General features: G+C 33.2%; 22 protein-coding genes. 15 read left to right on the plus strand and 7 right to left on the minus strand.

What is annotated here, in order from left to right; all coding sequences use genetic code 11:
• Positions 1 to 139: 139 nt before the first annotated feature.
• Positions 140 to 742 (minus strand): 30S ribosomal protein S4, encoded by a 603-nt coding sequence (gene rpsD, locus SSP_RS05350; RefSeq protein ID WP_002483023.1) that lies wholly within the window; start codon positions 740 to 742, stop codon positions 140 to 142.
• 255 nt (positions 743 to 997) lie between these two features.
• Complete coding sequence (locus SSP_RS05355; RefSeq protein WP_011302889.1) at positions 998 to 1,462, minus strand: GAF domain-containing protein; 465 nt, start codon at positions 1,460 to 1,462, stop codon at positions 998 to 1,000.
• 225 nt (positions 1,463 to 1,687) lie between these two features.
• Here SSP_RS05355 and ezrA point away from each other — a divergent pair, with 225 nt between their 5' ends.
• The 9 genes from ezrA to SSP_RS05400 all read left to right on the plus strand — a co-directional run bounded on the left by ezrA (position 1,688) and on the right by SSP_RS05400 (position 11,913).
• Positions 1,688 to 3,379, plus strand: a complete 1,692-nt coding sequence (gene ezrA / locus SSP_RS05360; RefSeq protein ID WP_011302890.1) for a septation ring formation regulator EzrA — start codon at positions 1,688 to 1,690, stop codon at positions 3,377 to 3,379.
• 541 nt (positions 3,380 to 3,920) lie between these two features.
• Positions 3,921 to 5,057: a cysteine desulfurase family protein gene (locus tag SSP_RS05365; RefSeq protein ID WP_011302891.1), complete on the plus strand. Its 1,137-nt coding sequence runs from the start codon at positions 3,921 to 3,923 to the stop codon at positions 5,055 to 5,057.
• On the plus strand, positions 5,054 to 6,277 hold the full coding sequence (gene thiI / locus SSP_RS05370; protein ID WP_011302892.1) for a tRNA uracil 4-sulfurtransferase ThiI: 1,224 nt from the start codon (positions 5,054 to 5,056) through the stop codon (positions 6,275 to 6,277). The genes SSP_RS05365 and thiI overlap by 4 nt, the downstream gene beginning before the upstream one ends.
• A gap of 54 nt (positions 6,278 to 6,331) precedes the next feature.
• Positions 6,332 to 7,105: a sulfite exporter TauE/SafE family protein gene (locus tag SSP_RS05375; RefSeq protein ID WP_011302893.1), complete on the plus strand. Its 774-nt coding sequence runs from the start codon at positions 6,332 to 6,334 to the stop codon at positions 7,103 to 7,105.
• 284 nt (positions 7,106 to 7,389) lie between these two features.
• Positions 7,390 to 8,382, plus strand: a complete 993-nt coding sequence (sppA, locus tag SSP_RS05380) for a signal peptide peptidase SppA (RefSeq protein WP_011302894.1) — start codon at positions 7,390 to 7,392, stop codon at positions 8,380 to 8,382.
• Positions 8,383 to 8,390: 8 nt separating this feature from the next.
• Positions 8,391 to 8,927 (plus strand): RDD family protein, encoded by a 537-nt coding sequence (locus tag SSP_RS05385; RefSeq protein WP_011302895.1) that lies wholly within the window; start codon positions 8,391 to 8,393, stop codon positions 8,925 to 8,927.
• Between the two features lie 92 nt (positions 8,928 to 9,019).
• Complete coding sequence (tpx, locus tag SSP_RS05390) at positions 9,020 to 9,514, plus strand: thiol peroxidase (protein ID WP_002483031.1); 495 nt, start codon at positions 9,020 to 9,022, stop codon at positions 9,512 to 9,514.
• 166 nt (positions 9,515 to 9,680) lie between these two features.
• Positions 9,681 to 10,628, plus strand: coding sequence for a class I SAM-dependent methyltransferase (locus SSP_RS05395; RefSeq protein ID WP_011302896.1), 948 nt, complete (start codon positions 9,681 to 9,683; stop codon positions 10,626 to 10,628).
• 85 nt (positions 10,629 to 10,713) lie between these two features.
• Positions 10,714 to 11,913 (plus strand): acetate kinase, encoded by a 1,200-nt coding sequence (locus tag SSP_RS05400; RefSeq protein ID WP_011302897.1) that lies wholly within the window; start codon positions 10,714 to 10,716, stop codon positions 11,911 to 11,913.
• A 53-nt stretch (positions 11,914 to 11,966) separates the two neighbouring features.
• Here SSP_RS05400 and SSP_RS05405 read toward each other — a convergent pair whose 3' ends face one another.
• Both SSP_RS05405 and SSP_RS05410 read right to left on the minus strand, forming a co-directional pair.
• A complete protein-coding gene (locus SSP_RS05405; RefSeq protein ID WP_011302898.1) occupies positions 11,967 to 13,139 on the minus strand; it encodes an esterase-like activity of phytase family protein in 1,173 nt (390 codons plus the stop codon).
• A 242-nt stretch (positions 13,140 to 13,381) separates the two neighbouring features.
• Positions 13,382 to 13,885 carry a universal stress protein gene (locus SSP_RS05410; protein WP_011302899.1) on the minus strand — a complete coding sequence of 168 codons (504 nt, stop codon included), beginning with the start codon at positions 13,883 to 13,885 and terminating at the stop codon, positions 13,382 to 13,384.
• 142 nt (positions 13,886 to 14,027) lie between these two features.
• On the opposite strand from SSP_RS05410, the gene ald reads away from it, so the two are divergent.
• Positions 14,028 to 15,143, plus strand: a complete 1,116-nt coding sequence (ald, locus tag SSP_RS05415) for an alanine dehydrogenase (RefSeq protein WP_011302900.1) — start codon at positions 14,028 to 14,030, stop codon at positions 15,141 to 15,143.
• Positions 15,144 to 15,267: 124 nt separating this feature from the next.
• Here the strand turns inward: ald and SSP_RS05420 are convergent, their stop codons facing one another.
• Positions 15,268 to 15,897, minus strand: a complete 630-nt coding sequence (locus SSP_RS05420; RefSeq protein ID WP_011302901.1) for a copper homeostasis protein CutC — start codon at positions 15,895 to 15,897, stop codon at positions 15,268 to 15,270.
• Positions 15,894 to 16,946 carry a M24 family metallopeptidase gene (locus SSP_RS05425; protein ID WP_011302902.1) on the minus strand — a complete coding sequence of 351 codons (1,053 nt, stop codon included), beginning with the start codon at positions 16,944 to 16,946 and terminating at the stop codon, positions 15,894 to 15,896. The genes SSP_RS05420 and SSP_RS05425 overlap by 4 nt, the downstream gene beginning before the upstream one ends.
• Positions 16,947 to 17,154: 208 nt before the next feature.
• On the opposite strand from SSP_RS05425, the gene SSP_RS05430 reads away from it, so the two are divergent.
• Positions 17,155 to 17,844, plus strand: a complete 690-nt coding sequence (locus SSP_RS05430) for a metal-dependent hydrolase (protein ID WP_011302903.1) — start codon at positions 17,155 to 17,157, stop codon at positions 17,842 to 17,844.
• Between the two features lie 72 nt (positions 17,845 to 17,916).
• Here the strand turns inward: SSP_RS05430 and SSP_RS05435 are convergent, their stop codons facing one another.
• On the minus strand, positions 17,917 to 18,330 hold the full coding sequence (locus SSP_RS05435; protein ID WP_002483040.1) for a universal stress protein: 414 nt from the start codon (positions 18,328 to 18,330) through the stop codon (positions 17,917 to 17,919).
• Between the two features lie 224 nt (positions 18,331 to 18,554).
• Here SSP_RS05435 and SSP_RS05440 point away from each other — a divergent pair, with 224 nt between their 5' ends.
• The 4 genes from SSP_RS05440 (at position 18,555) to SSP_RS05455 (ending at position 25,524) form a co-directional block, all read left to right on the plus strand.
• Complete coding sequence (locus tag SSP_RS05440) at positions 18,555 to 19,847, plus strand: DRTGG domain-containing protein (protein WP_011302904.1); 1,293 nt, start codon at positions 18,555 to 18,557, stop codon at positions 19,845 to 19,847.
• Between the two features lie 29 nt (positions 19,848 to 19,876).
• Entirely contained in the window at positions 19,877 to 20,812 is a 936-nt protein-coding gene (locus tag SSP_RS05445; RefSeq protein WP_011302905.1) for a DHH family phosphoesterase, read from the plus strand.
• Positions 20,813 to 20,833: 21 nt separating this feature from the next.
• Entirely contained in the window at positions 20,834 to 24,037 is a 3,204-nt protein-coding gene (locus tag SSP_RS05450) for a DNA polymerase III subunit alpha (protein WP_011302906.1), read from the plus strand.
• A 254-nt stretch (positions 24,038 to 24,291) separates the two neighbouring features.
• Positions 24,292 to 25,524, plus strand: a complete 1,233-nt coding sequence (locus SSP_RS05455) for an NAD(P)-dependent malic enzyme (protein ID WP_011302907.1) — start codon at positions 24,292 to 24,294, stop codon at positions 25,522 to 25,524.

Raw genomic sequence — 25,524 nt, forward strand, 5'->3', positions numbered from 1 at the left:
TACTTATAGCATACGAAATGTCAGAAGGTTTGTAAATTAAGACGTTACATATAATAGGGGTGTATGTCAGTTTGTATTAAAAACCAAAATAAAAAAACCAAGAAATCCGTAAAGGACTTCTTGGTTGAAAAGACAATGTTTATCTTGAGTAGTACTCAACGATAAGTTGTTCATTGATTTCAGCAGGTAATTCACTACGTTCTGGAACGCGGATATATTTACCTTTTAAGTTATCTGCATCAAACTCTAAGTAGTCTGGTACGAAATTGTTAATTTCAACTGATTCAGCAATGATATCTAATTTTAAAGATTTTTCACGAACTGAGATTTCTTGACCAGGTTTTAAAGTGTATGATGGAATATCAACACGTTTGCCATCTACTTCGATGTGACCGTGGTTAACGATTTGACGAGCTTGACGACGTGTACGTGCTAAACCTAATGAATATACAACTGCATCTAAACGAGCAGCTAATAATTGCATGAAGTTTTCACCGTGGACACCATGTTGGTTACCAGCGATTTCAAATGTGTTACGGAATTGTCTTTCAGTCATTCCATATAAGTAACGTAATTTTTGTTTTTCACGTAATTGTAATGCATATTCTGATAATTTTTTACGTTGGTTAGGACCGTGTTGACCTGGTGCATAAGGACGTTTTTCTAATTCCTTACCAGTACCACTTAATGAGATACCTAAACGACGTGATTTTTTCCAGTTTGAACCTCTAAATCGAGCCATAATAAGACTCCTCCTTTTTCTCTTTTGTTTGTTATGAAAAAACAAAAAAGAGTGTTGCATGCTTACTTGGATATATTGTTTTATGTGTCCTCGCCTCATAGCAACGGTTACACGGCACGTCCGCGTTGGGAACAACATAGAGCCAACTAATACGCAACTGCTAGTTTCGTTTATTCACACAAAGTACATTGTAACATGTTATCGGTTGCTGTCAATAGTCTTTTCGACTTTGTCCATATTCAAGTTGCGATGGAATTATGATATTTGCTTTTCAATACGAGCAACAATTTGTTCTAGGCCATTTTTGTCTACATCAGTAAATCTACTTGTAATAGGCGCATCGATATCTAATACACCAATAATTTGGTTATTTTTACGAAGTGGAACAACAATTTCAGATTTGCTATTCGCATCACAAGCAATGTGACCTGGAAATGCATTCACATCATCTACAAGTTGTGTTTGTTCTTCAGAAACAGCAGTACCGCATACACCTTTACCGATTGCGATATGAACACATGCAGGATGACCTTGGAATGGTCCTAAAATTAATGCTTCGTTTTCAATAAGATAAAATCCAACCCAGTTAATTTGATCAATCGAATCATTTAGTAGCGCGGATACATTACTCAGTATAGCAATTAAATTCGACTCATCTTCTATTAAACTACTCACTTGTTTTTCCAATAAATTATAGTTTGTTTCTTTAACTTCCGTCATTAGACAACCTCACTTTTTACTTTTCATTTAGTATAAAGACTGTTTTAATAGTAATCAATCAATTGATTTGAAAAGGGTTAGATAATAAATAACCTAATACATATTATTATTAGAGATCATTTTAAATAAAATAAAAAATATTCACATGAATTAATCCATTTTCTCTTTTAATGCATAGGTAACTTACGTTATAATAAACAGTGATAAAATAGGAGGAGAAAACATATGGTGTTGTATATCGTTTTAGCAATTATATTCATTATACTCATTATTGTTGGTGTATTGTTCTATATGCGTTCAAATAAAAGCCAAATGATAGAAAAGGCTGAAGAACGAAAGCATAAAGTTGAACAATTACCATACGATGAAAGTTTATCTCAATTAACAGAATTTAACTTAACAGGTGAGACAAAATCAACGTATGATAGATTGAAACAATCATCGTTAGATAGTAAAAATCAGTATTTATTACCGGTAGAAGAAAAGATTCATGATGCAGAGGGCTTGCTTGATAAATTTAAGTTTTCACAAGCTCAAACTGAAGTGGATGAAGCGCATGAAATGATGGATCAATATGAAGCGAACTATAATGAGCTCACTACACAAGTAGAAGAGATTATAGGACTACATAAACAAAGTGACCATTTATATAATGAATGTAAAACGGATTACCGCGAAATGAAGCGTGATGTGTTAGCAAACAGACATCAATTCGGCGAAGCAGCTTCACCGCTTGAACAAGAAATCGAATCTTTTGTTCCAGAAATGGAAACTTATGAAACGCTTAAATCAGAAGGTAATTTCAATCAAGCACATGACCATATCAAAACTTTAAATGATGACATGAATTATTTAAAAACAGATATGGATGAAATTCCAGATTTAATAAAAGAAGCACAAAAAGAATTGCCCGGCCAATTCCAAGACATTAAATATGGTTGTAGAGACTTGAAAGTAGAAGGCTACGACTTGGATCATGTCAAAATTGATAGCACGCTTCAAACATTAAAAACGGAGTTAAGCTTTGTAGAGCCAATGATAAGCAGATTAGAACTTGATGAAGCAAATGAAAAATTAAACAGCATTAATGACCGATTAGATGAAATGTACGAACTAATCGAGCTTGAAGTTAAAGCTAAAAATGATGTTGAAGAAACAAAAGAAGTTATTACAGATAATTTATTTAGAGCAAAAGAAATGAACTATACATTACAAACTGAAATTGAATATGTGCGCGAAAATTATTATATAAATGAAAGTGACGTACAAAATGTAAGACAGTTTGAAAATGAAATTCAAAATATGATTTCAGTATATGATGAAATTTTACGTGAAATGGCGAAATCTGCAGTGCGTTATAGTGAAGTGCAAGACAACTTGAAATATATCGAAGAACATGTAGCTGTTATTAATGAAAAACAAGAAAAATTACAAAATCATTTAATTCAATTGCGTGAAGATGAGGCAGAAGCTGAAGAAAATATTTTACGAGTACAAAGTAAAAAAGAAGAAGTATATAGAAAATTACTTGCTTCTAATTTACCAAGTGTACCGGAACGTTTTATCATTATGAAAAATGAAATTGATTATGAAGTAAGAGAAGTTAACAAGAAATTTAGTGTACGTCCAATTCATGTCAAACAGTTAAAAGATAAAGTATCTAAAGTCGTCCTACAAATGAATAAATTTGATGATGAAGCTACAGATGTACTTGTTAATGCAGTTTATGCAGAAAAACTAATTGAATATGGCAATCGTTATCGTAAAGATAGTTCAAATATTGATAAAAGTCTTAATGAAGCAGAACGCTTATTTAAGAATAATAGGTATAAACGTTCAATTGAAATTTCTGAACAAGCATTGGAACGCGTTGAGCCTGGTATTACAAAACAAATAGAATCAAAAGTTATTGGTTAATATTAAGCACATTACGCATAACTATAGATTAGAAAAGACTCGAGACACTGATTGTCTCGAGTCTTTTTTGCGATCGTTGATTCGAATGAGGATTGTTAATTTAAAAAAACGGACAGTCGATACATAGCGTTTTATTTGTAATGCATGTTCATCGATTTGAATACGTGAAGTGTGCATTGAATGTGAATTGATTTTTATTTAATCCCATGATGAACAAGCTAGTATCGTAAATTATTTAACAATTATATGATTTATGTCTCAGTCTCTTTTCTTTTTAGTAAAAGCGAGTATAATGCTAACAGTGTAAGTTTTAATCGGATAGTTAAAACATATGAAAATGTATTTAAGTGCGTATATTCAATCTAATTTAGTTATAAAATGTATTAATGTTAAATCATTAAAATGAATAGGTGGAGCGCATGCATATATTCTGTTAAGTGAAATGTTTATATGTAGCATATTCCGATTAAGATATAAAATTTTAAAAGCCGACGCTTTTCGGAGTTCAAATAAACTACAAGAAAAAATTGGAGTGAAAACATTGATATACCTTGATAACGCTGCAACAACGAAGCCTAAGCAAGATGTGTTAGATACTTTTATTAAAGTGAATCAATCACTATATTTTAATCCTAATAGTCCACATCAAGCAGGTTTACAAGCAGAACAATTATTACAACAATCAAAACGACAAATTAAAGACTTATTTAATTTAGATAATACATTTGATATTATTTATACAAGTGGTGCTACTGAATCAAATAATATAGCACTTAAAGGTATTGCTTATAAGAAAAAGAATTTCGCCAATGAAATTATCACTTCATTATTAGAACATCCCTCCGTTTTAGAAGTGGTTCGTTCACTAGAGGACGAAGGATTTATTGTGAAGTATGTCGATGTAACAGATGAAGGTCGAATAGATTTGAATCACCTTCAAACATTAATGTCAGATAATGTAGGACTTGTTACATGTATGCATGTCAACAATATAATGGGTCAAATACAACCGATTGCCGATATAGCAGAGATTGTTCATCAATATCCTAAAGCACATTTACATGTTGATGCAGTACAAGCTATTGGGAAAACACCACTCATATTTGAAGGTGTAGATACACTTAGTCTAAGCGGACATAAATTTAATGGTTTGAAAGGCCAAGGCATTTTATTTGTTCGAAATATACATCAGTTAGAACCAATTGTTCATGGTGGTGGACAAGAATTTGGTGTGAGAAGTGGGACGGTTAACTTACCGATGGATATTGCTATCGTTAAAGCGATGAAATCAGCAGTTAATCATACACAGGATTTAAATAGTCGGTTAAGCGAATTTAATAATGAATTACGCCAATATTTGGTTGCATTTCGTGGTGTTGAGGTTAATTCACCTAAGGGTGCTGCTGCTCATATTTTAAATGTTGGGTTGGCAGGTGTTAAAGGTGAAGTATTGGTGAATGCATTCTCTAAAAATGACATCATGTTATCAACGACGAGTGCTTGTTCTTCGAAAAAAGCAAGTCTTAATGAAGTTTTGTTAGCAATGGGTATTCCAACGAAGCAAATTGAAGGTAGTATCCGTATTTCTATGGATAGCTATACTACTGAAGCAGATATTGAAACATTCAAGGAAAAATTCAAATTAGTATATGAAGAAGTGAAGGAGTTGTTAGTATGATTTATGATCACATATTAGTGAGGTACGGTGAGCTTACTTTAAAAGGCGCCAACCGTAAAATATTTGTGAACAAATTACGTTCTAATGTAAAGCTTGCATTAATGCCGTTACAAGGTTATACAGTAAAGGCAAATAGAGACAGAATGTATATTGAATTAGACGAAGGCGCAGATATTGAAGAAATGTGTAATCGACTAAAAAAAGTCTTCGGTATTTATTCTATCAGTCCCGTATTAAAAATTGAAAAGACAGTAGAAGCGGTTAATGAATTAGCGGTGCGCTTTGCTAAGGAATATGCAGATGGTGATACATTTAAAATTGATGTAAAACGTTCAGATAAAAACTTTCCATATGATACGTATGCATTGCAACGCACGGTCGGTGGCGCTGTTTTAGATGCTACGAACCATTTATCAGTCGATGTGCATAACCCAGATCACAACATTAAAGTTGAAGTACGTTTAGATGCAATCTATATGTACGATCAAGTGATTGAAGGTTCAGGTGGATTACCAGTAGGTACGGGTGGTAAGACATTGCTTATGCTATCCGGCGGTATTGATTCACCTGTTGCAGGTATAGAAGTTATGCGCAGAGGTGTTACAGTAGAAGCGATTCATTTTCATAGTCCGCCATTTACAAGTGAAAAAGCGAAAGAAAAGGTTATTGAATTAACACGCATTTTATCTGGACATGTAGGACCCATAAAATTGCATATTGTTCCTTTTACAGATTTACAAAAACAAGTTAATAAAGTTGTACATGAACGCTATACAATGACTTCAACAAGACGCATGATGATGCGCGTTGCGGATAAAGTTGTTCATGATATTGATGCCCATGCGATAGTAAATGGTGAAAATTTAGGTCAAGTGGCAAGTCAAACGCTAAAAAGTATGTATGCTATTAACCATGTCACTTCTACACCAGTACTTCGCCCGTTATTAACGTTAGATAAAGAAGATATTGTAAAAAAAGCGAAAGAAATTGGAACGTTTGATGTGTCTATTCAACCTTATGAAGATTGTTGCACAATCTTCACGCCAAAAAATCCTATAACTGAACCAGATATTGAAAAAGTAGAAAAATATGAAATTGGTTATGATTTTGAACCATTAGTACAACAAGCTGTAGATGGTATTGAAACATTGCTTATTACTAGTGATTACCAAAGTGAAAAAGATACAGCAACACAAGCACTAGCTGACGATTTATTTTAATATATTAAAGTATCATGGAATATATATTTTTTAATAAATAAAGGGGTTGGTTAAATGTTAGAGTGGGATGTTTCAATTGTAATCATCATTATTCTTCTTGGATTTTTGGCTGCATTTATTGATGCAGTTGTAGGCGGTGGTGGTTTAATATCAATACCTGCATTGCTTGCAGTTGGTATGCCACCATCCACAGCATTAGGAACAAATAAATTAGCAAGTGCATTCGGTTCTTTGACAAGTGCATTTCGCTTTTTGCGTTCTGGCAATGTGGATTTGAAAATTGTTGGTAAATTATTTCCATTTGTATTTGTATTCGCTATTGGTGGCGCCAGTATCGCCACATTCTTACCTTCAGAGCTCTTAAAACCAGTTGTTATTGTTATACTAACCATTGTGATGATTTACACGATTATGAAAAAAGATTGGGGTAACGTCCGTACCTTTACCAAATTAACTTTTGGGAAAGCAATACTATTTGCTTTACTCATGTGTTTAATAGGCTTTTATGATGGCTTTTTAGGTGGCGGAACGGGTTCTTTTATGCTCTTTATTTTACTAATGTTTGGTTTTGATTTTTTAGGCGCGGCAGGTAATGCGAAAGTGTTAAACTTTGCCTCCAATTTAGGTGCACTCCTCTTATTTATATGCTTAGGCCAAGTGGATTATTTTTATGGCTTGATTATGGCTGTAAGTATGATATGTGGTTCTTATGTAGGTGCTATGTTTGCTATAAAAAAAGGTGTGGGCTACGTCAAAGTATTATTTATAGTCGTGACTGCAATATTAATCTTGAAAAATGCTTATGATTATTTAATACAAATCATATAGCTATCAATTAGTACAGTATATAAAATCTGTTATAAATACATAAGTCTCATTTTTGTAGTAGTTTTGAGTCAAACACGTGATTGGATTTTAACAGAAAGTGTTTATCAATAAGAAACAGTATGGTCTAAAGTAAATGATGAATTGTTGAGAGCATAGTAAGAAATCAAAATGGATTGATTTCTTACTATGCTCTCTTTATTAATCTTATTTAAGGTATACATTTAGGATTTAATTGTGTTTAAATGAAGAAGGAATCAATAGAAAATATATGGGAGTGACGATGAATGTCGAAAAAGCGTATTATCGCCTTAATACTTGCAGTTGTGATCGTTCTCGGTGGTATAATAATGAGTTCTATTTCAGCTGTTGTTTCATCTTTATTTAGTGAATCAACTACATCTGATACGAATCCTTTTACAGAGAAAGTAGAAAAAGAAGGTAATTCCAGCAAACGTATCGCTCATCTAACATTAAATGGTGAAATTACTGAAGGTACTGGTGGTGGCCTGTTCGGTGGTGAAGGATATAACCATGAAGCATTTTTAAAACAGTTGGATAATGTGAAAAAAGATGATTCTATAAAAGGTGTGCTGTTAACGGTCAATACACCCGGTGGCGGTACATATCCAAGTGATGAAATTTATGAAAAGATAAAAGAAATTAAACAAAAACATAAAAAGATTTATGTACATATGGATAGCATGGCTGCGTCAGGTGGATATTATATTTCAGCACCTGCAGATAAGATTTATGCAGGTCCACAAACAATGACTGGTTCAATCGGAGTGATTATGTCTAGTATCGATTACTCCGGATTACAAAAGAATTTAGGTATCAAACAAAACGTAATCAAATCAGGTGAACATAAAGATATTTTAAGCAGTTCAAGAGAAATGACAAGCGAAGAAAGAGATATCTTACAATCTGTTTTAGATGATAGCTTCAATAGATTTGTTAATATTGTAAAAGACGGTCGAGATATGCCAGAAAGTAAAGTTAGAAAGCTGGCAGATGGTCGAATTTATAGCGCGCAACAAGCGAAAAGTAATGGTCTGATTGACGAAATTGGTTACGAAGATCAAACTGTCAAAGCATTGAAAAAAGATATTAATGCTAAGGACGCAGAAGTGTTTGAATATAGCACAGACGGTGGTTGGTTCTCATCAATGTATAATGTGAAATCAAGCATTTCTCAGTTTACAAATGAAATCAAAGATGTGAAATCAATCATTACAAATGATACTAAAACTGAACCTATGTATCTTTACGAGGGTTAGGTGAAATTATGGAAAACATACAAGACAGTGTTTCAGAATATACAAAAGATAGTGCACAAAAAATAGATACAGATGCACTGTATCATGAACAAATGTTAAAAGCTTTATATGCTGGTTTTGGTATTAGATTTTGTGCTTTCATAATAGATTTGTTAATCATTTTCGGAGTACATAGTTTGATCTTAAAACCGATTTATCATTTCACAAATTTAGATTCAGCAAAACTATGGATTGATTATTTTAGTGTGGGTCATCTGTTGGATGCATTAGTATTTTATTTGTATTTTGTATTAATGACAAAATATTTTAAACAAACACTTGGTAAAATGATTTGCAATATCAGAGTAGAGCGCATGGACAGACAACAGCTAACGTGGACAGATGTACTGTTTAGAGAATGGATTGGACGTATTATTAGCGGTGTATTTGCAAACTTGCCTTATTTAGTGACAATTTTTACTAAAAAGCATAGAGGTATACATGATTATTTCGCAGATACGGTGGTCATAAAAAATAAATTTGAAAAATTTTTTTATTTAAAGTAGGTTAACACTTATTACAGGTAGAATAGTATCATTCATAATTCTAAAGCGTTATAATAATTGAAGTACACATTTATAATTTAGGAGGCGTTCTAATGGCGCAAATTACATTCAAACAAGAACCAATTACTTTATTAGGTTCGCAAGTGAAAACAGGTGAAACAGCTCCAGAATTCACTTTGCTAGATAATGATTTAAATGAAGTAAACTTATCAACTTATGATGGTCAAAAGAAATTAATTAGTGTTGTACCATCTATAGATACAGGTGTTTGCGATCAACAAACGCGTAAATTTAACGAAGAAGCTTCACAAGAAGATGGCGTTGTATTAACTGTTTCAGTTGATTTACCATTCGCACAAAAAAGATGGTGTGCATCGAACGGATTAGATAACGTGATTACATTAAGTGACCATAAAGACTTATCTTTTGGTAAAAACTATGGTGTCGTAATGGAAGAATTACGTTTACTTGCACGTTCCGTTTTTGTATTAGATAAAAATAATAAAGTCGTATATTCAGAGATTGTTTCTGAAGGTACAGATTTCCCAGACTTTGAATCAGCATTAGAAGCATATCGCAATATTTAATTACGTTTTGCAATATATATAATAAGTTAAATATATTGTTGCTCAAGCAAACAGTATCATTGACATTATAAAAATTACTGTCCATAATTATTTGGTAAAATAAGTTAGTATAAACTGGCTTGATTTCAATTAAATTATGGGCAGTTTTTTTAGAAAGGACTATTAAATGACACAAGAAGAAACAGTAATGGAGCAGTTATTCAAAACATTAGATGAAAAAGTAAAGGATTTAAATGATGGAAACGGACAAAGTTTTATCGAAAATTTAGGTCTTGCTATGGAGCATATTTATACAAATAAGAGAGAGTTATTAGAACAAGCTACATTGCAAGATAGAAGGAAAGCATTCCAGTTTGCATATCTAAGTCTAATGCAAAAAGAAGATATACAAGCAAATCATCAAATTACACCAGATTCTATTGGCCTAATTTTAGGCTTTTTAGCTGAACGATTCTTAAAAAATAACGAGTCAATGCACATTGCAGATATTGCTAGTGGTGCTGGACATTTAAGTGCTTCGGTACACGAGGTGCTTTCAGATCACACTTTAATGCATCACTTAGTAGAAGTAGATCCAGTACTTTCTAGAGTAAGTGTCCATTTGGCTAACTTTTTAGAAATACCGTTTGATGTTTATCCTCAAGATGCAATTATGCCTTTACCTTTCGAAGACGCAGACGTTGTAATAGGGGATTTACCAATTGGATACTATCCTGTTGATGATAGAAGTAAAGAAATGGCACTTGGTTTCGATGAAGGGCACAGTTATTCTCATTTCTTATTGATAGAGCAAGCTATTACAGCTATGAAAGCATCTGGTTATGCATTTTTAGTTGTTCCAAGCAATATTTTTGAAGGTGAAAATGTGAAACAGTTGCAAAATTTCATTGCTACAGAGACAGAAATGCAAGCATTCTTAAATTTACCATCAACCTTATTTAAAAATGAAAAAGCACGTAAATCTATCCTTGTATTACAGAAAAAAGAAACGAATGTGACGAAACCAGTCGAAGTTTTATTAGCAAATATACCAGATTTCAAGAGCCCACAACAGTTCCAAGCATTTTTACAAGATTTAAATGCATGGATGCAAGAAAATCATCCTGAAAATTAAACTGTAATATTCTTGAATTCATACTGTATTAATGATTAAATAGTAATGGATATAAAACTTATTTGAAAATGGAGGCATTGTGCTTATGTCAAAATTGATTTTGGCTATAAATGCTGGTAGTTCATCTTTGAAATTTCAACTTATTGAAATGCCGGAAGAAAAAATTGTAACTAAGGGACTTATTGAACGTATTGGATTAAAAGATTCAGTATTCACTATTGAAGTAAATGGGGATAAAATTAAAGAAACAAATGATATTGCTGATCACGAAGAAGCAGTTAATATCATGTTAGATAGTTTCAAAAAACATGGTGTCATTGATAGTATTTATGACATTAATGGTACTGGACACCGAGTTGTACATGGTGGCGAATTATTCCCAGAGTCAGTTTATATAACTGATGAAGTAGAAAAGCAAATTGAAAGTTTAAGTGAATTAGCACCTTTACACAACCCAGCTAACTTAATGGGTATCCGCGCTTTCCGTAAATTATTACCGGAAATTCCACATGTCGCAGTGTTTGATACATCATTCCATCAAACAATGCCTGAAAAATCGTTCTTGTATAGTTTACCTTATCAATATTATAAAGATTATGGTATTCGTAAATATGGTTTCCACGGTACGAGCCATAAATATGTCTCTCAACGTGCAGCAGATATTTTAGGTAAACCAATTGAAGAATTACGTCTTATTTCTTGTCATATTGGTAATGGTGCCTCTATAGCTGCTATCGATGGTGGAGAATCTGTAGATACATCCATGGGATTCACACCTTTAGCTGGTGTGACAATGGGAACACGTTCAGGTAACATTGACCCTGCATTAATTCCGTTTATCATGGAAAAAACAGGTAAGAATGCTGAAGAAGTCTTAAATACGTTGAATAAGGAATCAGGATTACTTGGTATCTCTGGTACATCTAGTGATTTAAGAGATATTCAAGGAGAAGCTGAAGAGGGCAAAGATAGAGCTCAATTAGCACTCGATGTCTTCGCTTCACGTATTCACAAATATATCGGTTCTTATGCGACACGTATGCATGGTGTAGATGTTATCGTATTTACAGCAGGCGTTGGTGAAAATTCTGATGTTGTAAGAGCTAAAGTGTTAGAAGGATTAGAATTTATGGGAGTATATTGGGATGCTAAGAAAAATGAAAGCATTCATGGTGAAGAAGCATTTATTAACTACCCACACTCACCAGTTAAAGTTATCGTTATTCCAACAAATGAAGAAGTTATGATTGCGCGTGACGTTATCAATTTTGGTGATCTTAAATAAATTATATTTAAATAAGTAAAGGCATTTTCCAAAATCGGAAAATGCCTTTTTTGTTATTTTGGAATAACTTCAAACGCCATAAATTGTTGCTTTTGAGCCTTATTAAAATTATTATCAGCAACTATAACAATGCTGTCGTGTCCATTTGGTAATTGTTTACCAAATGTAATACCTTCGATATTATCTATGTGACCAATATCTTCTTTATTTAAATCAGCGATGAGTTCTTTTTTTACAGGGTGAATCTTAGTTTGCTTTAATGACTCTTGATTTTTAATATCTGTAGCTTGGTCGGTATTTATTTTATAAATGCGTACATAATTGTGATATGAATTATCAGAAGATTGCACACTTGCGCGTTCCAAAGTTAAAAATTCATGATTGTTAATTGCTAATAATTCAGAAACGCCATTTTCAGCTTCCTTACCCTTACCAGGTGATTTCGGTATAGCATCTAAACGATATGCATATTCGTTTAATAAGCGTCCTTGTCTATCATATTGTGTGATGCGAGATAATCCCTCTGTTGTAGGTGTAGGGGATTTACCATCTTGTATTAAAGACGCTTCTGTTGCTGTCCAAATAGAATGCCCATCTGCTGAAAATGTACTTCCTTCTAATGCGAGATTATTACGGAAATCATGTTTTGCATGTTGATCCATTTTTTGTGTGTGGCTTATAGGTATTTCTGTAATAAAGTCGCCCTGTAACGAAGCTAAATGGATAAAAGGATTTAGGCCTAAACTACGATCACCTTCACTTGTATACATGATTTGTTTGTATAAAGGGTCGAAGCGAATAGATTCTGGATCAGCAACGATATCTTGTGGATTGTCTTTGTAATGGTTCTTGTTAGTATAGTTTGAACCATTCGGCTGTTTTAGAAAGTGCATAGATTGTAGCTTAATTTTATTAAAATGATTTTGGTTATAGTTTAGTTTTGCTTCGTAGAATCTAGAAGGATTTTGTTCTGAACGATCAGCACTTATTAATAACCAACGATGAGTTGTTGGTTGATAGGTAATTCCAGAAATAGCGCCAACTTTTGTATCATCGAATTGAGTGTTATATGGCACAGTTTGACTACCTATAAATCTAAGGTCGTCTACGGATTGTGTTGCGTGTTCGGATACTTTAGCCTTTGCACTAACTTGACTATTATATGTGTGACTCAAAGTAGTTAATGCTAATAAACTTATTGCGAATGATTTATAAATCATTTTCATATTTACATGCTCCTTAATTTAAAAGTATTAAATTAAGTATAAAGGATAGGTGTGAAATGAAATTAAAATTTCAATGACTATATTGTAAAGTAGTGAGTGAAATGAAGATTTTTGAAATTTAAAATGAGGAGAGGGGGGCTTTACAGCTACTGTTTAATTGAAAAAAGCCTGAGACATCTATTAATGTCTCAAGCTCTTTTCGTAATTATCTTGTTCAATCAGCCCTATAAATTAAAAACTATTTAGTGAGCTTGATATTGAGATTTAAACTCATCAGTGGCAACTTGAGGTTGGAAATCTTCAGGAAGTTCTTCTGTACGAACCACTAACACATCACATGGAGAATGGCGAACAATTGCTTCAGATACTGAACCAACGATAAATCTTTCGACAGCATTTAACCCTGAAGTACCGCACATAATTAAGTCAGCATCTACATCTGTTGCTAGCTTTTTAGGTATAATAGCTTTTGGTGAGCCAAATTCTAAACGTGTTTCAACGTTTTTCACACCAGCATTTGTAGCAACTTCTTTATAACCTTTTAATAAATCGTCTGAGAAATTTTTTGACTTCTCAGTAAATTGAGCATCATACACTTCATATGAAGAATATGTTCTTGAATCAATGACATTCACCACTGTTAATTTTGCATCATTACGTTTTGCCACATCCACTGCTTTGTTAAAGGCCCATTCAGCTTCATGTGATCCATCGACGGCTATTAAAATACTTTTATAAGTTAGCATCGTAATTACCTCCTTATTTTTCTTACTTATATTATACCACCGTTTACAGAATATTAACATGATTTAAATGTTGTAAAAGTACCCTAAACTTTGATTGCGCTTTCATAAAATACGCGTTACTATAAATTTGGAGGTGGATGAAATGATTATAGGTATTCCGAAAGAGATTAAAAACAATGAAAATAGAGTGAGTTTGTCACCAAGTGGTGTACATGCATTGGTAGAACAAGGTCATACTGTCATTGTTGAAAAATCTGCAGGCTTAGGTTCGTATTTTGAAGATGTAGACTATACTGAAGCTGGTGCAAGCATCGTTAATGAACAAGCTGAAGTATGGAACGTAGATATGGTTATGAAAGTGAAAGAACCATTAGAAGAAGAGTTTCAATATTTCAAAGAAGGTCTAATTCTATTTACTTATTTACATCTAGCGAATGAAGAAAAATTAACTCGAGCTTTACTAGAAAATAAAGTAGTTGGTATTGCTTACGAAACGGTCCAATTGCCTGATCGTACATTACCATTATTAACACCAATGAGTGAGGTTGCAGGTCGTATGTCTGCACAAATTGGTGCTGAATTTTTACAAAAATATAAAGGTGGCATGGGCATTTTACTTGGTGGTGTACCTGGCGTATCAAAAGGTCGCGTATCTATCATTGGCGGTGGTCAAGCTGGAACAAATGCTGCTAAAATTGCACTTGGTTTAGGTGCTGATGTTACAATTTTAGATGTTAATCCTAAACGTTTACAAGAATTAGAAGATTTGTTTGATGGACGTGTCCATACAATCATGTCTAACCCTTTAAATATAGAACAATGTGTGAAAGATAGCGATTTAGTTATTGGTGCTGTATTAATTCCAGGCGCTAAGGCACCAAATCTTGTAACTGAAGATATGGTCAAAGAAATGAGAGATGGAGCCGTTATCGTTGATATTGCAATTGACCAAGGTGGTATTTTTGAAACAACGGATCGAATTTCCACACATGATGACCCAACATATAAAAAACATGGTGTCGTACACTATGCTGTTGCGAATATGCCTGGTGCAGTGCCACGCACATCTACAATTGCTCTAAATAATGCAACGTTACCATATGCCCAACAACTAGCAAGTAAAGGCTATTTAAAGGCTTTACAAGATAACCATGCATTGTCATTAGGACTTAATACAATTAATGGCGAGTTGACGAACAAAGGCGTAGCGGAAGCATTGAACCTATCTTATACAGATATCGAAAGTGCACTTAAATAATATAAGTAATGAATTATTAAATAAAAAACTGGCAAGTCTTGGAGTATTTAACTCAAAAAGACTTGCCAGTTTTTTATTTTGCTATGTCAAAATGATAATGTCATTATGAAAATATGGGAAGTATTTAAACGATTTTAGTACCGTGGACTTCTTGGAACGGAAAGGCTTCAAGAAGTTCAGGAAGATTGTCTTTATTCAGACCGCCGCCAGGCACGATTTCGATGTGACCGCCTGAATTTACTACAAGTTTACCTAATTGATTTAAGTTATCGAACAGATTTGTATCGCTCGGTCCGCCATGTGTTAATAAACGTGTAAACCCTATATCAATTAATTGGTGTAAAGCCTTAATTTGTCCTTCTAGGTAAATTTCATCAAATGCCATATGACATACAACTGGAGTAGGTGAGGCCAAATTTTTCAAGGTCTTCATTTGCCATTCGTTTAAAGTTGAGTCCTCAGTTAAACAACCAAAGACAAAATAATCTACATTTAATTGTTTCAATGATTTTATGTCACGTTGCATGATTTCGAAATCATACAAGTTATAAACAAAATGACCACCACGTGGACGAATCATAACAGCAATCTCAACGTGGTTAGCTTTGCATATTTCTGTTGCAATTTCTACCATGCCGAAACTAGGTGTAGTACCACCCACACTTAAATTATCGCAAAGTTCAATTCGATTAGCACCATTGGCAACAGCTTGCTCAACTTGCTGAATTGTTTCTACTACGGCCTCTTTTATCATTTTTCGTAACCAGTTAAACTTTCATTACCATTTTCAGTAACTAAGATGTCATCCTCAATTCTTACACCAGCTACACCTGGTACATAAATACCGGGTTCAACAGTTATAACCATGCCTGCTTTAAATTCATTTGTATTTGTACTTGAAACGTCTTGATATTCATGTTCTTCTAAGCCTAAGCCATGTCCTAGGCGATGAGGAAAGTATTCGCCATAACCCGCTTCAGTAATGATGTTACGTGCAATATCATCTACATCTTTAATCGTTACACCAGGTTTAATAGCTGCTATAGCTTCTTTTTCTGCTTTTAATACAACATCGTAAATTTCTTGTGCTTTAGCATCAGGTGTACCAAATTTAACCGTTCTAGTCATATCACTGCAGTAATTTTCATAAATAACCCCTAAATCAAATAAGACAAACTCGTCTTTTTTCAATTGGCGGTCTCCTGGTGTGCCATGAGGGGAAGCAGCATGGTCTCCAAATAATACCATAGTGTCGAAACTCATTTCATTTACACCATATGCTTTAATTTCATATTCAATATGATTGACAACTTGACGTTCAGTGACACCTTCTTTTAAGAAACTCACACCAATTTCGATACATTTATCGGCAAGTTCACAAGCTTTTTTAATTTTTTCGATTTCTGAGTCACTTTTAATATTACGTAATGTTTTGATTGTTTGATCAATATCCCCAAAGCTTTGTACACCAAAAGCATCAATAAGTTCACGTTGACGTTGTAATGTTAAATGTGCTGATTCAACAAGTAATTTATTGAATTTAATATCGTATTTATCTAAAGCATTTTCTGTGTCTAAATAACCGATAACTTCACCATTAAATGGAGAGGCGCGAACTTCTTCAACTTCTAATTGCGGGCAAAACAATACTTGTTCACCATTTGATTTAATTAGTAATGCAAGTAAACGTTCATGAGGATCACTTAAATAACCAGTGAAATAAAAAATATTTAAAGGTGTTGTTATCCAAGCAGCATCTGCCTGTTGGGATTTTAATTCTTCGGTAATCTGTTCTAATTTCATTTTAATTCATCCTCCTAAATAGTTAATCATATTTAATTTTATGTTACTTGATGAAGGAATTCAAAAGTTAAATATGATAATAAAACAATATCATAGGAAAATTTTTAAATTTAAGAAGAAAAACACTCAGTAAATTAAATTACCGTGTTATAGCGTGAGGGATTTGTGGTATATAAAGACTAAACATATTTACGGGAGGAATTAATTAATGAAACTTTCATTTCATGGTCAATCAACAATTTATTTTGAAGCAAATGGTAAAAAGGTTATTGTAGATCCGTTTATTACAGGCAATGGACAATCTGATTTAGATGCATCTACACTTAAAGTTGATTATATTATCTTAACACATGGTCACGGAGATCATTTTGGAGATACAATAGAATTAGCTAATAGAAATCATGCTACTGTGATTGGTTCAGCAGAATTAGGTGATTATCTCACTACTTATCATAATGTGGAAAATGTTAGACCAATGAATATTGGAGGGAAAGCAGAATTTGATTTTGGTAATGTGAAATTTGTACAAGCATTCCATAGTTCAAGTTTAACTGATGAAAATGGTGTCCCAGTATACCTAGGTATGCCAATGGGTCTTATTTTAGAAATTGAAGGTAAGACGATTTATCACACTGGTGACACAGGATTATTCAGCGATATGAAATTAATTGCAGATCGTCATCCAGTGGATGTATGCTTTATTCCGATTGGTGACAATTTCACTATGGGAATCGACGATGCAAGCTATGCAATTAATTCGTTTATTAAACCGAAAATTTCAGTTCCAATACACTACGATACTTTTGAACTTATTGAACAAGATCCAAATAAGTTTAAACAAGCAGTATCTGTAGGGGAAGTACAAATATTAAAACCGGGTGAAGACGTTTCATTCTAATCCCTTTATAAACTGTGTATTTAAATATATAATAAAACGCCTGAAGCACTTTAAAGTCCTTCAGGCGTTTTATTATTTTACGATTAATACTGGGATGTGAGCTCTTTTAGCAACTTTATGACTGACACTACCTAAGACAAATTTTTTCTTATCTTCAGCCTTTCGGTTACTGAGGACAACAATTTCATATTTTCCACTATTAGCCTCTTTAACCAATTGTTCTTTCGCATTCCCGCGCACAATAATCTCATCGTATTTAATACCATACTCGTCTAAGCTATTGCGTGTACTTTCTAAACCTTCACTACGTTTTTGTACGAGCTTATCTAAATGAACACCAGATTTGATGGATGCTTGTGCATCTTGCTCGCTAATTGCATTTAATATTGTAACTGTAGTACCTTCACCTGAAAGTTTAGAAACCTCTTCAAGTGCTTTCTCATTTTTAAGTGTTGTATCAACACCAAGTAAAATATTTTTGAACATTGTTCATCCCTCCTTATCTTCATTTTAATAAAATTTTATTCATAAAGCCAATTAAATTTGTCTATTTAACATATTAATTTACTAAAAAGAAAATTTTATATTATTTAATGGAACAAAAACTGTGATTTTAGGAATCGTAAGATAATTTGTTTTGTTACATCGCAATTTTAGTTATAAAAAGTTATAATGTCATAGAAACTGTCAAAAAAAACGAGGTTATTGAAATGACAAAGCATGAACAAATTTTAGCATATATAGAATCTCTAGCAGTTGGACAAAAGATATCTGTTAGAAAGATTGCAAAAGATTTAAGTGTATCTGAAGGAACGGCATACAGGGCTATTAAGGATGCCGGGCAAATTGGATTGGTAGCTACAATAGATAGAGTAGGCACAGTACGAATAGAAAAGAAATCACGTGAACAGATTGAACAACTAACTTTTGCAGAAATTGTGAAAATTATAGATGGTCAAGTCTTAGGTGGTAGAAATGGTCTGATAAAAACACTTACAAAATTTGCGATTGGTGCAATGGAAATTGAAGATGTCGTAAAATATGTTAGTCCACATACATTATTAATAGTGGGAAATCGTAAGGATGTCCAACTAGCAGCGCTTAAAAGAGGAAGTGCGGTATTAATTACTGGAGGATTTAATACATCAGAAGAAATCATTCAATATGCTGATGAGCATGAATTACCAATTCTATCTTCCAATTATGATACATATTTAGTTGCCAATATTATAAACAGGGCGATGTATAACCAAATGATTCGTAAAGAAATTTTGGTTGTAGAAGATATCGTTAAAACCGTGACTGAAGACATGGTTGTATTTGATAATATGAGTCTTAGTGATTATAAAACGAAAGCCCGTGAGACAGGCCATTCAAGATTTCCTGTCATAGATGAAAATTGGAGATTAGTAGGTATTGTAACAAGTAAAGAGATTATTAAAATGGAAAACCAAGACACACTTGCACAATTTATGACGAAATCACCTATCAATGTTCAATTGTCAACGACTGTGGCAAACTGTGCGCATATGATGATTTGGGAAGGCATTGAATTGTTACCGGTGACTACTCCGAGTAAAAAGCTCATAGGGGTAATCACTAGAAAAGATGTGTTAACAGCGATGCAATTGTTAAGTAGACAACCACAAGTTGGTGAAACCATAAATGATCAAATTGCAAAACATATTACAATTTCAAATGATGGGATACATGTACAAATCACGCCATTATTAACTAATCAATATGGAACATTAAGTAAATCAGTATTTGTAGCAATTATTGAAGAAACAGTACGTTATGAAATGAGAAAATTAAAGAAATTAGAAGTTATGATAGAAATCTTAAATATTATGTATATTAAAACAGTGCAAATAGAATCCGAAATACATGTACAATATGATATGTTAGATGTAGGACGCAATTTTTCAAAACTAGAAGTAACAATGACAAGTGACGGCCATCGCGTAGCAAAAGCAATGATTATTTGTCAAATGATAGACTAATAAATATATAATGAAAAAGGAAGATAAAGATGACAACAGAATTTAATGAAATCATGAAAGAAATTAATGACTCAGAAACAATTATTATACATCGACATGTAAGACCAGACCCTGATGCATATGGCTCACAATTAGGGTTAAAGAACTATTTGAAACTCAAATTCCCGGATAAAAAGATATTTGCAGTTGGCGAAACAGAACCGTCATTAGATTTTATTGGTACTTTTGATGAAATCTCGGATGATACTTACAATGAAGCGTTAGTTATCGTTTGTGACACAGCTAATTCACCACGTATTAGTGATGAAAGATTTAATCAAGGACGATTATTGGTTAAAATTGATCATCATCCAGCAGTTGATCAATATGGCGATATTAATTTTGTAAACGATCAAGCTTCTTCAACAAGCGAAATTATTTTTGATTTCATCAGTCATTTTAATGATATTCCCATCATTGATGCATCTGTGGCGAGGGTACTTTATCTTGGCATTGTGGGAGATACAGGAAGATTCCTATTTAATAACACTACATCACATACAATGGGTGTTGCGGGTCAATTATTGACATTTCCTTTTAATCATAATGAAGAACTTAATAAAATGGGTGAAAAGGATCCAAAATTGTTACCATTCCAAGGTTATGTGCTTCAACATTTTGATTTAAATGAAAAAGGTTTCTGTAAAGTTACCATTACTAAAGAAATTTTAGAACAATTTGACATTGCTGCGAACCAAGCTTCATTATTTGTAAATGCAATTGCTGATATACAAGGGTTGAAGATTTGGGTGTTTGCTGTTGATGAGGGCACAGAAATTAGATGTCGCATTCGTTCTAAAGGTATTGTTATCAACGACATTGCAAGTGATTTTGGTGGCGGCGGTCATCCAAATGCTTCAGGTGTATCGGTAAGAGATTGGGCTCAATTTGAAACGCTCGCTGAAGCATTAAATAATAAACTGTAATAAGATGGGAGGTATTTGCAAATGGTTGCGCATTTAAATATTCATACGACATATGATTTATTAAATTCAAGTATTAGAATTAAGGATGTTGTTGCGAAGGCTGCACAAGAAGGCTATACAGCGCTCGCAATTACTGATACGAATGTTTTGTATGGACTTCCGCAATTCTATGACGCATGTATTGCTGCAAATATTCATCCAATCTTTGGTATGACAATTAATCTTACAGATGGTTTGTCAGAGCTTGAAACAATCGTATTGGCGCAAAATAACTTAGGATTAAAAGATTTATTTAAACTATCATCGGCAATTAAAATGAAAGAGAAAGTAGAAACACCGATAGAATGGTTAAAAAAATATGAAAGTCATTTCGTTATTATTTTTAAAAATGTAACTGAATCTCATGAAGCAATTATTTCAAACTTTTCGGAACATGCGCACGTCTTTGTAAATCATAAGAGTAAAGTCACTTTTGACTTACCAATAGTTTGGGCACAAAGCACGCGTTATTTAAATTCCCAAGATTCAGATACGCTTTCTGCCATGGCCGCAATAAAGGAGAATAGTAAATTAGATTTAGTGAGTGAACAAACGGATTACAATGAACATCTATATTCAAATGTTGAATTACAAGGTTTGTCAATCGATGATGCGGTTTGGGAACAAACAAATCAACTCGAAACACTTTGTCAGGCGGAAATGATTTATCATCAATCTTTGTTACCAAAATATAAAACACCAAATCAACAGCAATCGGATGCTTTTTTATGGCAATTACTAGCAGATAATCTTCAGCAATTAAATTTACCACTAAACAAAAAGGAACTTTATCAAACACGTTTAGAGCATGAATATCAAATTATCACTAAAATGGGTTTTGAAGACTACTTTTTAATCGTAAGTGATTTAATTCAGTACGCTAAGAACAATGATGTATTAGTCGGTCCAGGACGTGGATCAGCTGCAGGTTCACTTGTAAGTTATTTATTAAATATAACAACAATCGATCCTATTGAATATAATCTGTTATTTGAACGTTTTTTAAACCCTGAACGTGTAACAATGCCAGATATAGATATTGATTTTGAAGATACACATAGAGATAAAGTCATCCAATATGTTCAAGAGAAATACGGTGAAACCCATGTCGCTGGTATTGTGACTTTTGGTCATTTGCTTGCAAGGGCAGTGGCTAGGGATGTGGGGAGAATTATGGGGTTCGAAGAAATCACACTAAATGAAATTTCTAAATTAATTCCACATAAACTTGGCATAACATTAGACGACGCATATTCACAGGAGCCATTTAAACAGTTTGTTCATCGTAATCATAGGCATGAACGATGGTTTGATATTTGTAAGAAATTAGAAGGGTTACCTAGACATACTTCGACTCATGCAGCAGGTATTATTATTAATGATCATCCATTATATGAATATGCACCATTAACGCTCGGTGATACAGGTCTATTGACTCAATGGACAATGACTGAGTCAGAAAGAATAGGTTTATTAAAAATAGACTTTTTAGGTTTGCGTAATCTCTCAATCATTCATCAAATAGTAAAACAAGTGAAACATGATTTGAATATAGATGTGGATATAGAACAAATTCCATTCGATGACGAAAACGTATTTCACTTGTTGTCACAAGGGGATACAACAGGTATCTTCCAATTAGAATCTGATGGTATTAGAAATGTATTAAAAAAATTACAACCTGAACACTTTGAAGATATAGTCGCTGTCACATCACTTTATAGACCAGGGCCAATGGAAGAAATTCCGACCTATATATCAAGACGACATCATCCAGAGAAGGTGCAATATTTACATCCAGATTTAGAACCTATATTAAAAACGACCTATGGCGTTATTATTTATCAGGAACAAATAATGCAAATTGCGAGTAAATTTGCCAATTTTAGTTATGGTGAAGCGGATATCTTAAGACGTGCAATGAGTAAAAAGAACAGAGCGGTATTAGAAAGTGAAAGGCAACATTTCGTGAATGGCGCTTTGAAAAATGGGTATGACGAGAATTTAAGTAAACAGATTTTTGATTTGATTTTAAAATTTGCGGATTATGGTTTTGCTCGTGCGCATGCCGTGAGTTATTCAAAAATTGCATACATTATGAGTTATTTAAAGGTACATTATGCTAATTATTTTTATGCCAATATTTTAAGTAATGCTATTGGAAGCGAAAAGAAAACAGCGCAAATGATTGATGAGGCTAAACATCAAAAAATTAATATATTACCACCTAATATTAATTACAGTCATTGGTTCTACAAGGCCACAAAAAAAGGTATCTACCTATCTATTGGTGCAATTAAAGGTGTAGGTTATCAAAGTGTTAAATTAATTGTAGAAGAAAGAAAAGCAAATGGTTTCTATAAAGACTTTTTTGATTTCACGCGACGGATACCTAAACGAATTAAAACTAGAAAATTACTTGAATCTCTTATCTTAGTGGGGGCATTTGATACTTTTGGCAAGAATAGAGCGACGCTGTTAAATGCTATAGATCAAGTGCTGGATGATATCTCTGATATTGAACAAGATGGTTTTATTTTTGATGTACTCACACCTAAAGCTTCTTATGAAGAAAAAGAAGAGCTACCAGATCATGTGTTAAGTGAATATGAGAAAGAATATTTAGGGTTTTATGTATCTACACATCCAGTAGAAAAAGCATTTGAACAAAAGCAATATTTGGGTATTTATAAGCTTGCTAACGCACAAGATAATAAACCCATTTTTGTTCAAGTAGATCAATTTAAGCGTATTAGAACGAAAAATGGGCAAAATATGGCATTTGTAACTTTAAATGATGGTATCAATAATTTGGATGGTGTCGTATTCCCGGATACCTTTAAAAAATATGAAATCGATTTAAATACTTCTAAAATGTTAGTCGTAAGAGGTAAGTTTGAGAATAGAAATAATAAACAACAACTGATATTAAATCAAGTGGATACCATGGATCATTTTGAGCAAACTAAATTTGACGAAGCGCAACAAGTTGTTGTTCGAAAATGGGATAGTGAATCTAAATTGGATCAATTATTAACCAACGATAAAGGGCAAAATCAAATTCCGGTTAACTATTTTGATGAAAGCCAAAACAATATAGAAACAATTGGTTTCATAACACGAGATAATGAAATATTAAGTAAATTAATCCAACGTTTATCACCCCGAGATATTAGAATTATTTAACTTTAACCGCACTATAAACTATGGTATAGTTAACTGATGGTAAAGCATAAACTTGCCATCAGTTTTAATTTTTATAAAAATTAAGAGTGAAAAAATATATAATAGTTTATATATCTATATGTTTTTATTACAAACATTAACGTGCGAATGAAAATAACAATTTGTTAACGATATCATTTGTAATTTGGGTTAGATTGTAATAAAAATGTATATGAATGTTATTTTAAACTAATTGGATGTAAGGGGTAGATTACATGACATTAAGAGACGAAGCATTAGAAATGCATAGAAAAAATCAAGGGAAATTAGAGGTTTCACCTAAAGTAAAGGTGACTAATAAAGAAGAATTGAGCTTGGCATACTCGCCAGGTGTAGCTGAACCTTGTAAAGAAATACATGAGGACCCTCGTAAAGTATTTGAATATACAATGAAAAGCAATACCGTCGCTGTTGTTACTGATGGTACTGCGGTATTAGGACTTGGAAACATAGGGGCTGAGGCAAGTATACCGGTTATGGAAGGTAAAGCAGTGTTGTTTAAAAGTTTTTCCGGTATAGATGGTGTGCCAATTGCACTGAATACGACGGATACCGAAGAAATCATTAATACTGTAAAATTACTTGAACCCAATTATGGTGGTATTAATCTTGAAGATATTTCAGCACCTCGTTGCTTTGAAATTGAAGAAAGATTAAAAAAGGAAACTAAAATTCCTGTGTTTCATGATGATCAACATGGTACTGCCATTGTAACAGTTGCAGGTATGATCAATGCATTGAGAATCGTAGATAAAGACTTATCGGACATTAAAGTCGTATTGAATGGCGCTGGTGCCGCTGGTATTGCGATTATTAAATTACTTTATTCTTATGGTGTAAGAAATATGATTATGTGTGATTCAAAAGGCGCAATTTATGAGGGACGTTCGTTTGGTATGAATGACACGAAAGCTTATGTAGCTAAATGGACGAATAGAGACAAAATAGATGGCAGTTTGAATGATGTGATTGAAGATGCCGATGTATTTATTGGGGTTTCTGTGGCAGATTTATTGTCTAAAGAAATGGTTGAATCAATGGCTGACGATCCAATTATTTTTGCAATGGCTAATCCAAATCCTGAAATAAAACCGGATGTAGCGAAAGCTGCAGGTGCTAAAGTCATCGGTACAGGACGTTCAGATTTTCCAAACCAAATTAATAATGTCTTAGCATTCCCAGGCATATTTAGAGGGGCATTAGACGTTGAAGCAACACATATCAATGAAGAAATGAAGCAAGCAGCTGTTGAGGCTATTGCTGATTTAATCAAACCTGAAGAGTTAAATCCGGACTATTGTATTCCAGGTCCGTTTGATAAACGTGTTGCACCATCTGTTGCTCGAGAAGTAGCTAAAGCAGCGATGGAATCTGGTGTGGCAAGAGTAGATGTAGATCCAGAAGAGATATATAATAAAACAATGAAATTAACAGACTTAGATAAATAA

The sequence above is a fragment of the Staphylococcus saprophyticus subsp. saprophyticus ATCC 15305 = NCTC 7292 genome (assembly GCF_000010125.1).
GTDB classification, from domain to species: Bacteria; Bacillota; Bacilli; order Staphylococcales; family Staphylococcaceae; genus Staphylococcus; species Staphylococcus saprophyticus.

Excerpts from the sequence above, each read along its gene's own strand:
- rpsD (WP_002483023.1), bottom strand. The coding sequence starts at position 742 with ATGGCTCGATTTAGAGGTTCAAACTGGAAAAAATCACGTCGTTTAGGT.
- SSP_RS05355 (WP_011302889.1), bottom strand. The coding sequence starts at position 1,462 with ATGACGGAAGTTAAAGAAACAAACTATAATTTATTGGAAAAACAAGTG.
- ezrA (WP_011302890.1), top strand. The coding sequence starts at position 1,688 with ATGGTGTTGTATATCGTTTTAGCAATTATATTCATTATACTCATTATT.
- thiI (WP_011302892.1), top strand. The coding sequence starts at position 5,054 with ATGATTTATGATCACATATTAGTGAGGTACGGTGAGCTTACTTTAAAA.
- SSP_RS05375 (WP_011302893.1), top strand. The coding sequence starts at position 6,332 with ATGTTAGAGTGGGATGTTTCAATTGTAATCATCATTATTCTTCTTGGA.
- sppA (WP_011302894.1), top strand. The coding sequence starts at position 7,390 with ATGTCGAAAAAGCGTATTATCGCCTTAATACTTGCAGTTGTGATCGTT.
- SSP_RS05385 (WP_011302895.1), top strand. The coding sequence starts at position 8,391 with ATGGAAAACATACAAGACAGTGTTTCAGAATATACAAAAGATAGTGCA.
- tpx (WP_002483031.1), top strand. The coding sequence starts at position 9,020 with ATGGCGCAAATTACATTCAAACAAGAACCAATTACTTTATTAGGTTCG.
- SSP_RS05395 (WP_011302896.1), top strand. The coding sequence starts at position 9,681 with ATGACACAAGAAGAAACAGTAATGGAGCAGTTATTCAAAACATTAGAT.
- SSP_RS05400 (WP_011302897.1), top strand. The coding sequence starts at position 10,714 with ATGTCAAAATTGATTTTGGCTATAAATGCTGGTAGTTCATCTTTGAAA.
- SSP_RS05405 (WP_011302898.1), bottom strand. The coding sequence starts at position 13,139 with ATGAAAATGATTTATAAATCATTCGCAATAAGTTTATTAGCATTAACT.
- SSP_RS05410 (WP_011302899.1), bottom strand. The coding sequence starts at position 13,885 with ATGCTAACTTATAAAAGTATTTTAATAGCCGTCGATGGATCACATGAA.
- ald (WP_011302900.1), top strand. The coding sequence starts at position 14,028 with ATGATTATAGGTATTCCGAAAGAGATTAAAAACAATGAAAATAGAGTG.
- SSP_RS05420 (WP_011302901.1), bottom strand. The coding sequence starts at position 15,897 with ATGATAAAAGAGGCCGTAGTAGAAACAATTCAGCAAGTTGAGCAAGCT.
- SSP_RS05425 (WP_011302902.1), bottom strand. The coding sequence starts at position 16,946 with ATGAAATTAGAACAGATTACCGAAGAATTAAAATCCCAACAGGCAGAT.
- SSP_RS05430 (WP_011302903.1), top strand. The coding sequence starts at position 17,155 with ATGAAACTTTCATTTCATGGTCAATCAACAATTTATTTTGAAGCAAAT.
- SSP_RS05435 (WP_002483040.1), bottom strand. The coding sequence starts at position 18,330 with ATGTTCAAAAATATTTTACTTGGTGTTGATACAACACTTAAAAATGAG.
- SSP_RS05440 (WP_011302904.1), top strand. The coding sequence starts at position 18,555 with ATGACAAAGCATGAACAAATTTTAGCATATATAGAATCTCTAGCAGTT.
- SSP_RS05445 (WP_011302905.1), top strand. The coding sequence starts at position 19,877 with ATGACAACAGAATTTAATGAAATCATGAAAGAAATTAATGACTCAGAA.
- SSP_RS05450 (WP_011302906.1), top strand. The coding sequence starts at position 20,834 with ATGGTTGCGCATTTAAATATTCATACGACATATGATTTATTAAATTCA.
- SSP_RS05455 (WP_011302907.1), top strand. The coding sequence starts at position 24,292 with ATGACATTAAGAGACGAAGCATTAGAAATGCATAGAAAAAATCAAGGG.